This window comes from Actinomadura fibrosa (genome assembly GCF_900659615.1).
Lineage (GTDB): Bacteria > Actinomycetota > Actinomycetes > Streptosporangiales > Streptosporangiaceae > Spirillospora > Spirillospora fibrosa.
This window is the reverse complement of sequence record NZ_CAACUY010000247.1, coordinates 1-12,290: the sequence shown is the minus strand read 5'-3', so window position 1 is coordinate 12,290 and position 12,290 is coordinate 1. Positions and strand designations below refer to the sequence as shown.

Genomic DNA, 12,290 nt, shown 5'->3' with positions numbered 1-12,290 from the left:
CCGTGCCCGGGCCGGGGACGGGCCCGCCGCCCGCCACCAGGCCCGCGGCGTCGGGCGCGCCGCCCGCCTCCTCCGGCAGCGCCGGTCGGCGCCGGCCGTCGGTCGTGCTGTACTGGGCGGGCAGGTACAGCGTGAACACGCTGCCGCGCCCCGGCTCGCTCTCGGCGTGGATCTCCCCGCCGAGCAGCCGGGCGATGTTGCGGCTGATGGACAGGCCGAGGCCGGTGCCGCCGTAGCGGCGGCTGGTGGTCCCGTCCGCCTGCTGGAACGCCTCGAAGATCACCTGGAGCTTGTCCGGGCTCACCCCGATACCGGTGTCGATCACCCGGAAGGCGATGACGTCGGGCGTGTTCCACAGCGCCGGGAGGACGAAGTCGATGTCGCCCGCCCGCTCGATCCGCAGCCGCACCTCGCCCTCGGCGGTGAACTTCACCGCGTTCGACAGCAGGTTGCGCAGGACCTGCTGGAGTCGCTGCTCGTCGGTGTTCAGCGTCGCCGGGACGTCGGGCGCGACCTCCACGCCGAACTGGAGGCCCTTGTCGTGCGACAGCGGGCGGAACGTGGCGTCCACGTAGTCGACCAGCGCCGACACCGACAGCCGCTGCGGGTGCGCCTCCATCTTGCCGGCCTCGACCTTGGCGAGGTCCAGGATGTCGTTGATCAGCTCCAGCAGGTCGGTGCCGGACTCGTGGATGGTCCGGGCGAACTCGACCTGCTTGTCGGTGAGGTTGCCGCCCTGGTTCTCCGACAGCAGCTTGGCCAGCACGAGCAGGCTGTTCAGCGGCGTCCGCAGCTCGTGCGACATGTTCGCGAGGAACTCCGACTTGTACCGCGAGGAGATCGCGAGCTGCTCCGCGCGCTCCTCCAGCGTCCGCCGGGCCTGCTCGATCTGGAAGTTCTGGATCTCGATCGCGCGGTTCTGCTGGGCCAGCAGCGCCGCCTTCTCCTCCAGCTCGGTGTTGGAGTGCCGCAGCTCGCCCTGCTGGCGCTGGAGCTCGTCGGACCGTTCCTGGAGCTCCTGGGCGAGCCGTTGGGACTCGCCGAGCAGCGCCTCGGTGCGGGTGTTGGCGCTGATGGCGTTCAGCGTCACCCCGATGGTCTCGATGAGCTGGCTGAAGAACGCCAGGTGGACGTCGGTGAACCGGCCGAACGAGGCCAGCTCGATCGCGCCGAGCACCGCGTCCTCGAACACGATCGGCAGCACGATGATGTTGACCGGGGACGCCTCGCCGAGCCCCGAGCCGATCCTGACGTAGTCGGCGGGGGCATCGGAGATCAGCAGCGGCCGGCGCTCCTGCGCCGCCTGCCCGACCAGCCCCTCGCCGAGCGCGAACCGGACGCTGCCCGCCCGGCCGCGGCGCGTCCCGTACCCGGCGATCAGCGCCAGCTCGGTCTCCTCGCCGGTGTGCTCGGCCAGGTAGAACGCGCCGTACTGGGCGTTCGCGGTCGGGGTCAGCTCCCGCATGATCAGCTGAGCGACCTGGAGGAGGTCGCGGTGGCCCTGCATGAGCCCGCCGATGCGCGCGAGGTTGGTCTTGAGCCAGTCCTGCTCCTCGTTGGCGCGCGTCGACTCCCGCAGCGTCGCGACCATGAGGTTGACGTTCTCGCTCAGCTCCGCGACCTCGCCGCGCGCCTCGACGGTGATCGTCCGGGTCAGGTCGCCGGTGGCGACCGCGCTCGCCACCTCGCCGATCGCGCGGACCTGCGTGGTGAGGTTGCTCGCCAGCTCGTTGACGCTCTCGGTGAGCCGCTTCCACGTCCCGGAGACGCCCTCGACCTCGGCCTGGCCGCCGAGGCGGCCCTCGCTGCCCACCTCGCGGGCCACGCGCGTGACCTCGGAGGCGAACGACGACAGCGTGTCGACCATCGTGTTCAGCGTCGTCTTCAGCTCCAGGATCTCGCCCTGGGCGTCGACGTCGATGCGGCGGGTGAGGTCGCCGTGCGCGACCGCGGTCGCGACCTGGGCGATGTTGCGGACCTGGTAGGTCAGGTTCGACGCCATCCCGTTGACGTTGTCGGTGAGGTCCTTCCACATGCCGCCCGCGCCGGGCACGATCGCCTGGCCGCCGAGGCGGCCCTCGGTGCCGACCTCCCGGGCGACGCGGCTGACCTCGTCGGCGAACGCCGACAGCGTGTCGACCATGGTGTTCAGGGTGGTCTTGAGCTGGAGGATCTCGCCCTGCGCGTCGACCTCGATCTTGCGGGTCAGGTCGCCCTGGGCGACGGCGGTGGTCACCTGGGCGATGCTGCGGACCTGGGTGGTCAGGTTGTTCGCCATGCCGTTGACGTTGTCGGTGAGGTTCTTCCAGACCCCGCTGACGCCGCGGACGTGGGCCTGGCCGCCGAGGCGGCCCTCGGTGCCGACCTCCCGCGCGACGCGGGTGACCTCGTCGGCGAACGCCGACAGCGTGTCGACCATGGTGTTGACGGTGTCCTTGAGCTCCAGGATCTCGCCCTGGGCGTCCACCGTGATCTTCTTGGTCAGGTCGCCCTCCGCGACCGCGGTCGTGACCTGGGCGATGTTGCGGACCTGGTAGGTCAGGTTCGACGCCATCCCGTTGACGTTGTTGGTCAGGTCCTTCCAGACCCCGCTGCCGCCCGGCACGCGCGCCTGACCGCCGAGGCGCCCCTCGGTGCCGACCTCGCGGGCCACGCGGGTGACCTCGTCCGCGAACGCCGACAGCGTGTCGACCATCTGGTTCACGGTCTGCTTCAGCTCAAGGATCTCGCCCTTCGCGTCCACCGTGATCTTCTTGCCCAGGTCGCCCTGGGCGACCGCGGTCGTGACCTGCGCGATCCCGCGGACCTGGGTGGTCAGGTTGTTCGCCATGCCGTTGACGTTGTCGGTGAGGTTCTTCCACACCCCGCTGACGCCGCGGACGTGGGCCTGGCCGCCGAGACGGCCCTCGGTGCCGACCTCGCGGGCCACGCGGGTGACCTCGTCCGCGAACGCCGACAGCTGGTCGACCATCTGGTTGACGGTCGTCTTCAGCTCCTGGAGCTCACCGGTCGCCTCCACGGTGACCTTGCGGGTCAGGTCGCCCTGCGCCACCGCCGTCGTGACCTCCGCGATGTCGCGCACCTGGGACGTCAGGCGGCCCGCCATCACGTTCACCGACGCCGTCACGTCCCGCCACCGGCCCGACATGCCGCGCACGTTCGCCTGACCGCCGAGGCGCCCCTCGGTGCCGACCTCGCGGGCGAACTGGGTGACCTCCCAGGTGAACTGGTCGAGCAGCTCGACCATCCCGTTCACCGACCGCGCCATGCGCAGCAGCTCCCCGCGCATCGGCCTGCCCCGGACCCGCAGCTCCACCCGCTGGCTCAGGTCCCCGGCCGCCACGGCCTCCACCACCTGGTGCATCCCGGTGGCCAGATCCGTGAGCTTGTCGAGGATGGCGTTGGCGTCCTCCACGGCCGCGGCCCACGTCCCCCGGAGCGTCCCGGGCGAGAGCCGGCCCTTCAACTGCCCCTCGCGGCCGATCTCGCGGCGCACCCGGCTCAGCCCGGACGCGAGGTCGTGGGCGTTCTGCCGGATGTCCTCCAGGACCGCCCCCGCCTCCGCCACGGCGCCCTCGCCGGGCACCTCCAGCTCGGCGCGGGCCTTCCCGTCACGGACGGCGACGAGCGCCCTGATGAGGGGTTCGAGGTCGGCGTCGCTGTAACGCGGAGTAGTGTCGCGAGACCCGCCGGGGCGGGCACGTGACGCGGTACGCGGCATAAGCTCTTCATCCTCCTGGCCCGCGATGGTCGGGTACCCGGATACCACGGACTCCCTGTCTGGGCCGCATCTGTACTCTACGTCCCTGGACAGCCTGGAGCCCGCGACGCGCGCCGCAGGGTAAAACCGGCGGCAAGGCCCGTCGATCGGTGCCCGTAGTCTTCGTGTTACGGTCTGTCGTGTTGTGGCGGGGGGTCACGGGCCGGGTTCGCGCGGGGCGCGGACCGGTTCCCGGCTCTCCTGGCCGGGCGGCCGACCAGTCTGCCACGATGGCCGGGCCCAGGCAGGCACGCTTCGAACGAGGGACGACATTGGATCGGCAGACGGCGTCGGCCACCTTCCCGTCCGCCGCGGCGGCGGTGGCGGACGCGCGCCGCTTCGTCCGGAAGGTGCTCGCCGACTGGGGCATGGAGGAGGCGGCGGACGACGCCGTTCTCGCCACCAGCGAGCTCGCCACCAACGCGATCGCCTACGCCGGCACGTCCTTCGAGGTCATCTGCCGCGTCGAGGACGGCGACATCGAGGTCGAGGTCCGCGACCGCCACCCCACGCGGGGCATCGAGATGCCCGGCGTCACCGCCTCAAGCGGGCGCGGGCTGCCCTCGATCGCGCGGCTGGCCTCGTCCTGGGGCGTCTCCTACGACCGCCGCACCAAGGGCGTCTGGTTCCGGCTGCCGCGGCCCGGCGCACCCGCCGACGGCGGAGACCCCGGCTCCGGCCAGCGAAGGCCCGGCGGCGACGACCTCGATCCCGGCGCTTCCCGCGACGGCCGTCCCGCCCGCGAGGACGCCGCGTCCACCTCGTCCACCGCGTCCGGCGCGGGCCAGGCGCAGGGCAGGGAGGCCCGGCTCGGCGGCGGCGAGATGGGCGAGATGCCCGCCGCCGGCGACCGGCTGCTGCGTTCCCCCGCCGCGGTCGAGGCCATGGAGGACGGCGTCGCGACCGTCCGCACCGCCCTCGGCGTCGACGGCGCCGCCGTCCTGCTGACCGAGCGCGACGGGCGGCTGATCATGGGCGCGTCCAGCGGGGCCGCCGCCGAGGCCGAGCTCGGCGAGCTGTCCGTCGCCGCCCTCGGGCCCGAGGCCCGCGCCGGCTCCGCCTGGGTGGCCCGCGACGCCTCCGACCCCGTCGCGGCGGCCCTCCGCTCCCGGTCGCTGGCCGCCGCGCCGCTGGAGTCCCAGGGGCGCCTCACCGGCCTGCTCGTGGCCTTCTCGCCCACCGCCGGGCGGCTCGACGAGGCCGACGGCGCCCGGCTGGGCCGCCTCGCCGACGAGCTCTCCCTCGCCCTGGAGAAGGCCAGGGTGGGCGAGCTGGAACGATCCTGGCGCGGCTGGCTCAGCTTCGTCGCCGAGGCAAGCGACCTGCTCGCCGGCACCCTCGACCAGGAGCGGACGATGGCGCTCGTCGCGCAGCTCGTCGTCCCGCGCCTCGCCACCTGGTGCGCCGTCTACACCGTCACCGAGTCCGAGGCCGCCGACCTCGCCTACGTGTGGCACGCCGACGAGAACCGCGCCGACGGGCTGCGCGAGCTGCTCGACCACGCCGGCGCCGCCCCGCCCATCGACACCCCCGGCCCCTGGGGAGGGTTCGCCACCGCCCCCGAGGAGGTCCGCGCCGCCGCCGGCGACACCGCCGACGACCAGGTGTACGCCTTCCCGCTGATCGCCCGCGGCCGCCGCATCGGCACCATCGTCATCGGCCGCCCCGCCGGCGACCGCTTCCCCCGCAGCGCCGTCGAGCTGGCCGAGGAGCTCAGCCGCCGCGCCGCCCTCGCCGTCGACAACGCCCGGCTGTTCTCGGCCCAGACCGCCATGAGCAGCGCCCTCCAGCGCAGCCTCCTGCCGCCCGGCATCCCCGAGATCCCCGGCCTGGAGGTCGCGGTGGTGTACGAGCCCGCGGGGGAGGGCAGCGAGGTCGGCGGCGACTTCTACGACGTCTTCGCGAGCGGCCCCCACCCCGGCGGCCCCGCCCCCGCGTCCCGCTGGCGCTTCGCCATCGGCGACGTGTGCGGCACCGGCCCCGAGGCCGCCGCCGTCACCGGCCTCGCCCGGCACGCCCTGCGGATCCTCGCCGCCGAGGACATGTCGGTCCCCGCCGTCCTCGGCCGCCTCAACCGGCTCATCCTCGGCGAGGGCGAGCGCGGGCGGCTGCTCACCCTCCTGCACGGCGAGATCGCCCCGCGGCCCCGCCGCGACGGCGTGACGATCAGGCTCACCAGCGCGGGGCACCCGCCCCCGCTGGTGCTCGACCCGGACGGCGGCGTCCGCGAGGCCGCCTCGCCGCAGCCGCTGCTCGGGGTGTTCGACGGGGTGGACTTCCACACCGACACGGTCGAGCTGCGCCGCGGGGAGGTGCTGCTCTGCGTGACCGACGGGGTCACCGAGCGGCGCTCCGGCGGGCGGCTGCTCGGCGACGGCCACGGCCTGGAGAGGCTGCTGGCCGGCTGCACGGGGCTGAGCGCGGGGGCGGTGGCCGCCCGGATCCAGCGAGCGGTCCGCGACTTCGGCCCCGAGCCCTCGAACGACGACGTTGCCCTCATCGTTCTGCGGGCGTCATGATGGAGACCAACAATCGGTAAGGTGGGGTGGCGTGGGGCTTGCCTTGCACACGACACGACAAGAAGGCCGCGCGACGATATCCGCGCGCGGCTCCATAGACCTGCACTCGTCCGACGAGCTCCGGTCGCGGCTGACCGAGCTCGTGGACGCGGGTGAGCGGGAGGTCGTCGTCGATCTGACGGCGGTCGACTTCTGCGACTCCTCGGGCCTGAACGTGCTGGTGCGCGCGTACAAGCACGCGCGCGCGCAGAACGCCACGCTCACGGTGACGGGCGCCTACGGCCGCGTGGAGAACGTCCTGCGGACCACCGGGCTCGACCGCTTCCTCATCGGCGGCCCGGCGGAGGGCGCCCCGGCCGATGGGCGCTGACGACGATGGGCTGGACGCGATGAAGAACGGCGAGCGGGCGGAGTGACCGACCCGATGACCGAGACAACGCTGCGTGCGGCGCCCCAGACGGAGGCGGTCGAGTACGCCCGCCGCCTCGCGGCCCGCACCATGCGCACCTGGGCCCTCATGGAGCGCGAGGAGCTCGTCACGGCGATCGTCGCGGAACTCGTCGCCAACGCCGTCCGGCACGCCGGGACGGCACTGGAGCTGCGCCTGCTGCGCGGCACGGGGCGGGTCCGCGTCGAGGTGCGCGACCGGGCGGCCCAGCTGCCGCGGCTGACCGTCCCGGGCCCGCTGGACGAGTCGCACCGGGGCCTGTTCATCGTCGACCGGTTCGCGACGTCCTGGGGCGCCGACCCGGTCACCGGAGGCAAGGTCGTCTGGGCCGAGGTGAGCATCTGATCCGGATCTCCTGCCTGGAACGTGCCGACCCGGAAGGCTTCCGCCTTCCGGGTCGCTCCGTCCCCAGGGTCTCCAGGCGATGTCCCCGGGAGATCCGCGGTCAGGACGACTTGCGGTACAGCTCCGCCACCATGAACGCCAGGTCGAGCGACTGGCCGCGGTTCAGCCGCGGGTCGCACGCCGTCTCGTACCGCTGGTGCAGGTCGTCCTCGACGAGGCCGTGGCCGCCGCCGACGCACTCGGTCACGTCGTCGCCGGTGAACTCGATGTGGATCCCGCCGGGATGCGTGCCGAGGGCCCGGTGCACCTCGAAGAACCCGGCCACCTCGTCGAGCACGTCGTCCAGCCGCCGCGTCTTGTAGCCGCCGGCGGCCTCGAAGGTGTTGCCGTGCATCGGGTCGCAGATCCAGGCGACCGGGGCGCCGCTCCGGTGCACCTTGTCGATCAGCGGCGGCAGCGCGTCCCGGATCCTCCCGGCGCCCATCCGGGTGATGAAGGTGAGCCGCCCCGGCTCGTGGTGCGGGTTGAGCCGGTCGATCAGCGCCAGCGCGTCGTCGGCCGACGTCGTCGGGCCGAGCTTGACCCCGATCGGGTTGCGGATGTGCCGCAGGAACTCCACGTGCGCCCCGTCGAGCTGCCGGGTGCGCTCGCCGATCCACAGGAAGTGCGCCGACACGTCGTAGGGGAGGCCGCTGAGGCTGTCGATGCGGGTCAGCGCCCGCTCGTACTCCAGCAGCAGCGCCTCGTGGCTGGAGTAGAACTCCACCTCGTGGAAGGCGTCGGGGTTCACCCCGCACGCCTTCATGAACGTCATCGCCCGGTCGATCTCGCCGGCGAGCCGCTCGTAGCGGCGCCCCGCCGGGCTCTGCGCCACGAAGTCCTGGTTCCAGGCGTGCACCTGCCGCAGGTCGGCGTAGCCGCCCTTGGTGAACGCCCGGCAGAGGTTCAGCGTGCCCGCCGAGCAGTGGTAGGCCTTCAGCAGCCGGCTCGGGTCGTTGCGCCGCGAGTCGGCGTCGAAGTCGAACCCGTTGACCGCGTCGCCCCGGTAGGCGGGCAGCTCCACGTCCCCCCGCACCTCGGTCGGCTTGGACCGCGGCTTGGCGAACTGCCCCGCCATCCGGCCGATCTTCACCACCGGCACGCTCGCCGCGTAGGTGAGCACGACCGCCATCTGGAGCAGGGTCTGGAGCTTGTTCTTCACCGCGTCGGCGTTCGACCCGGAGAACGTCTCGGCGCAGTCGCCGCCCTGGAGGACGAACGCCTCGCCGCGCGCGACGTCGGCGAGCCGGTCCCTGAGCTGGTCGCACTCGCCCGCGAAGACGAGCGGCGGCTGTCCCGCGAGTTCCGCGGCGACCGCCCGGAGCTCGTCCGGGTCGTCCCATTCGGGCTGCTGAAGGGCGGGGAGACCGCGCCACGCGTCGAGGTCCCCAGGGGCACTGGAAGTACTCACATGGAAAGGCTAGGGCACTGTGCGCCCCGCCAGTCCACTCGGCCGTGCGGTCCGCGCACGAGGGCACTGGCGCCTCACGGCTGGAGACGCGATCGGGCGGCCCCGCGGCGGGGCCGCCCGTTGATCGGACATGGAACGGCGCACGACCGGCATCCCGGTACCGGACGGGGGGCCGGGCGGCCCGTCAGGCGGCCTGGCTTCCCGCGCCCGCCCGTACGGGCTCGTCCGCGGCCGGACCGGGCAGCGCCCGCCGCCCGCTGAAGTCCGTCTCGCTCGCCATCTGCCGGAGGCGGCGCAGCGACCGGTCGGTGATCTGCCGGACGCGGTTGTGGCTCAGCCCGTAGCGGGCGCCGATCTGCGCGTACGAGAGCGGCTGGCCGCTGTCCATCCCGAAACGGGCCCGCAGGATCGCCGACTCCCGCTCGGGGAGCCGCTCCAGCAGCCGCCCGAGGCCCTCCAGGTCGTCCAGCGCCAGGATCTCCGCCTCGGGCGTGACGGCGTCGGGGTCCTCCAGCAGGTCGCCCATCGGCGTCTCGCCGGCGTCGTCGACGGTCGCGTCCAGGCTGGCCGGATCGCGCCGCCAGCGCAGCAGCTCGTCCACGTGCTCGGCGTCGGCGCCGAGCGAGGCGGCCAGCTCGTCCCGCGTGGGCTCGCGGCCGAGGTCGCGGCCGAGCTGCCGCTCGGCGCGCCGCAGCCGGGACAGCTCCTCCTCCACATGGACGGGCAGCCGGATGGTGCGGGCGGTGTGGCTGAGGCCCCGCCCGATCGCCTGCCTGATCCACCAGGTCGCGTACGTCGAGAACTTGAAGCCGCGGCGGTAGTCGAACTTCTCCACCGCGCGCATCAGCCCCAGGTTCCCCTCCTGGATGAGGTCGATGAGGGGCAACGAGTCGGTCGGGTACTTCCGGGCGATCGAGACCACCAGCCGCAGGTTGGCCTCGACGAAGCGCTGCTTGGCGCGCAGCCCCGCCGCGGTCAGCTCCTCCAACTCCTCGCGGGTCGCGCCCTCCGGCACGGTCCCCTCCTCGAGCAGCTGTTCGGCGTACAGGCCCCCTTCGATCGCCTTGGCCAGATCGACCTCCTCCTGCGCGTCGAGCAGGGGGGTGCGGCCGATCCGGTCGAGGTACGCCCCGACAAGGTCCTTGTCGGGAACGTCGACCCTGTCGCCCTTGGTACGGGTTGCAGCCATCCTGACCCTTCTCCGGTGCGATCTCCCTGAGGGGACAACGCTAATTACCGCTCTGTGATTCCCGGGTGGGGAATACTGCGAGGCTGTTAGCCGCTCCACAAGCTGATACCCCGACTGAGGAGAAACCGACATGGCGACCGTCACACTCACCGCCGAGAACTTCGACGAGGTGGCTCAGGGCGACGGCATCGTGCTGGTCGACTTCTGGGCCGAGTGGTGCGGTCCCTGCCGCCGGTTCGCCCCCGTGTTCGAGAAGTCGGCGGGCAAGCACCCCGACATCGTCTTCGGGAAGGTCGACACCGAGGCCCAGCCGGAGCTGTCGGAGCGGTTCGGCATCGCCTCGATCCCCACCCTCATGGCGATCCGCGACGGCGTGATCGTCTTCGCCGAGCCGGGGGCGCTCCCGGACGCGGTGCTGGAGAACGTCATCGAGCAGGTGCGCGGCCTCGACATGGAAGACGTCCGGAGCCGCCTGGACTCCTGACGCCGCCTCCCTCACCAGGCGTCACTCGAACCCTCCCCGGCCGACCGGTTGCGGTCGGGCCCCGCAGCACGCGAACACCGCACCCGCCCCCGCACCCGCACGGTGCGCTGAACGCTGCGGTAACTCGTCCGGAGCCGATCCGCTCCTGGCCCCCGAGACGTCGAGATCCCGCCCGGCCCCGCCCGTGGCCGACCGCCGACTCGTGTGCGCGCGGATGCTCGGCGTAGTGGGTGGCCGGCTCGGGACGTCCAGCCGTCGTCCGGGCGGCACGTCGGCAAAGATGCGGCCCACTACGCCCGTTCCGCACCGTCCATGGACGATGATGGACGGATGCTCGCCGATGTCGTCGAATACCTGGTGTGCCCCGTGTGCGGAGCGGACCTCGCAATGGCGGACCGCGGACTCTCCTGTCCGGTCGGGCATACCTTCGACATCGCTCGGCAGGGGTATGCGAACCTCCTGCCCGGCAACGCCCGCCCCGGCACGGCGGACACCCCGGAAATGGTCCGCGCCCGCGACGCCTTCCTCAGCGCCGGCCATTTCGCGGCCCCCGCCGAACGGCTCGCCCGGAGCGTCGCCCGCACCCTCGAAGGGGAGGCGTTCGTCCTGGACGCCGGCGCGGGCACCGGGTACTACCTCGGCCAGGTCCTGGACCGCTCGCCCGACGCCACCGGGCTCGCCCTCGACATCTCCAAGCACGCCGCCCGCCGCGCCGCCAAGGCGCACCCGCGCGCCGGCGCCGTGGTCGCCGACCTCTGGCGCCCGCTCCCGCTCCGCGACGGCGCAGCCCGCATCGTCATGAACGTCTTCGCCCCGCGCAACGCCGCCGAGTTCCACCGCGTGCTGCACGTCGACGGACTCCTGTTCAGCGTCACGCCCTCGCCCCGCCACCTCGGCCCCCTCGTCGAGCCGCTCGGGCTCATCTCCGTGGACGAGCGCAAGACCGAACGCACGGACGCCGCACTCGCCGGATACTTCAAACTCGACACGCGGCAGAGCATCGAGACCGAGGCCGTACTGACCCACGACGAGATTGCGACCCTCGTAGCCATGGGGCCGAGCGCCCACCACGTCCCGGCGGAACGCCTCCGGGAACGGCTCGATCGCCTACCGGAACCGCTCCCCGTGCCGCTCTCCGTCGTCCTATCGGTCTTCAGACGGCTCGACTGAGGCACGGCACGTACGCGAAGCCACGGTCTGCGCGAGTGCGAGCCCACCCGCGGCACGTCGCCCAGCTCGATCACCGCACGCGTCGCCGCACATCGCACGCCTCCCAAGCTTCGCCAGGAGGTCGAGACTCGGCCGGACGAATGCGGCACTACACCAGACGCGCCGGAACAGGCAGTTCCGGACGCCGGGGAAAGCGAGATCCCGAACGGTGCGCCGCTGTGACTCGTCACACGTAGCGAGCGAATGCCAAGGTCACAGAGTTGGGTCAGGGGCCCGGGGACGGAGTGGCGGCCAGAATCCCCGGGACCGGTTTGACGCCTCCCATGGGGGACCGTAATGTCGTTCATGCCCCGAGGGGATGCGGAACGCCGCAAGGTGGTCGGCCCCGGGGACAACCAGACCCGAGAAAACTGGTTCGAGCTCGTCTCGGACTGTTGTACGATGGTCTGGTCAGCCCGAGACGGGATGCAGGACACCGCAAGGTGGCCGACCCGGAGGGCACTCCCACTGAGCGATCTCGGCAGGCTACGAGTCTGTCGGGCCTGCATCTGTGGGAACTGGGAACGTCACCGTCCGTCAAAAAGATCTTCACGGATCTGCTTGACAACGGCGAGGAACCAGGTAAGTTAGAAGGGTTGCCCCGGAGCGGGGCTCGCGGGAGCGGGTCCGGCGCGGTGGGTGTCCGTTTCTTGAGAACTCAACAGCGTGTTAAAAGCCAGTGCCTTATCGGCTCGGTCGGCCTGTTGGTCGGTCGGGTCGCCCCGTGGCCATCGTTCTCTTTCGGGGTTCGGTGGTGGGGATTTCTTTGAGGCAATGCATCAGCCCCTTTTTGGGGGTGTGGTGTTTGCTGGGATTTCTTCTGAGGTTTGGCTGCCTGGGGTTCGCCCCCTGGGTGGTCGTTGGGCCTTGATGGAGAGTTTGATCC

General features: G+C 72.2%; 8 protein-coding genes. 5 read left to right on the top strand and 3 right to left on the bottom strand.

All coding sequences use genetic code 11. From position 1 onward, the window contains the following. On the bottom strand, positions 1 to 3,721 hold a 3,721-nt coding region (locus E1300_RS41000), incomplete at its 3' end, for a HAMP domain-containing protein (protein WP_165503223.1). Between the two features lie 311 nt (positions 3,722 to 4,032). Here E1300_RS41000 and E1300_RS53630 point away from each other — a divergent pair. From E1300_RS53630 to E1300_RS40985, 3 genes are read left to right on the top strand one after another with little or no spacing between them, the layout of a single operon-like run. Next, the gene (locus E1300_RS53630) at positions 4,033 to 6,279 is read left to right on the top strand and encodes a SpoIIE family protein phosphatase (RefSeq protein ID WP_278045424.1); all 2,247 of its coding nucleotides are present in this window, start codon (positions 4,033 to 4,035) and stop codon (positions 6,277 to 6,279) included. 31 nt (positions 6,280 to 6,310) lie between these two features. Beyond that, positions 6,311 to 6,649, top strand: coding sequence for an STAS domain-containing protein (locus E1300_RS40990; protein ID WP_131762679.1), 339 nt, complete (start codon positions 6,311 to 6,313; stop codon positions 6,647 to 6,649). A gap of 54 nt (positions 6,650 to 6,703) precedes the next feature. Continuing rightward, entirely contained in the window at positions 6,704 to 7,072 is a 369-nt protein-coding gene (locus tag E1300_RS40985; RefSeq protein WP_067469847.1) for an ATP-binding protein, read from the top strand. Between the two features lie 100 nt (positions 7,073 to 7,172). On the opposite strand, the gene E1300_RS40980 is transcribed toward E1300_RS40985, so the two are convergent. Both E1300_RS40980 and E1300_RS40975 read right to left on the bottom strand, forming a co-directional pair. Beyond that, positions 7,173 to 8,522, bottom strand: coding sequence for a class II 3-deoxy-7-phosphoheptulonate synthase (locus E1300_RS40980; RefSeq protein ID WP_131762678.1), 1,350 nt, complete (start codon positions 8,520 to 8,522; stop codon positions 7,173 to 7,175). 184 nt (positions 8,523 to 8,706) lie between these two features. Then, a complete protein-coding gene (locus tag E1300_RS40975) occupies positions 8,707 to 9,711 on the bottom strand; it encodes a sigma-70 family RNA polymerase sigma factor (RefSeq protein ID WP_131762677.1) in 1,005 nt (334 codons plus the stop codon). Between the two features lie 130 nt (positions 9,712 to 9,841). Here E1300_RS40975 and trxA point away from each other — a divergent pair, with 130 nt between their 5' ends. Together trxA and E1300_RS40965 are read left to right on the top strand one after the other, a co-directional pair. Next, on the top strand, positions 9,842 to 10,195 hold the full coding sequence (trxA, locus tag E1300_RS40970) for a thioredoxin (RefSeq protein WP_131762676.1): 354 nt from the start codon (positions 9,842 to 9,844) through the stop codon (positions 10,193 to 10,195). 312 nt (positions 10,196 to 10,507) lie between these two features. Then, a complete protein-coding gene (locus E1300_RS40965) occupies positions 10,508 to 11,365 on the top strand; it encodes a putative RNA methyltransferase (RefSeq protein WP_242619718.1) in 858 nt (285 codons plus the stop codon). Positions 11,366 to 12,290: the final 925 nt, after the last annotated feature.

Coding starts and splice junctions, on each gene's coding strand:
- E1300_RS40985 (WP_067469847.1), top strand. CDS start 6,704: ATGACCGAGACAACGCTGCGTGCGGCGCCCCAGACGGAGGCGGTCGAG.
- E1300_RS40975 (WP_131762677.1), bottom strand. CDS start 9,711: ATGGCTGCAACCCGTACCAAGGGCGACAGGGTCGACGTTCCCGACAAG.
- trxA (WP_131762676.1), top strand. CDS start 9,842: ATGGCGACCGTCACACTCACCGCCGAGAACTTCGACGAGGTGGCTCAG.
- E1300_RS40965 (WP_242619718.1), top strand. CDS start 10,508: ATGGACGATGATGGACGGATGCTCGCCGATGTCGTCGAATACCTGGTG.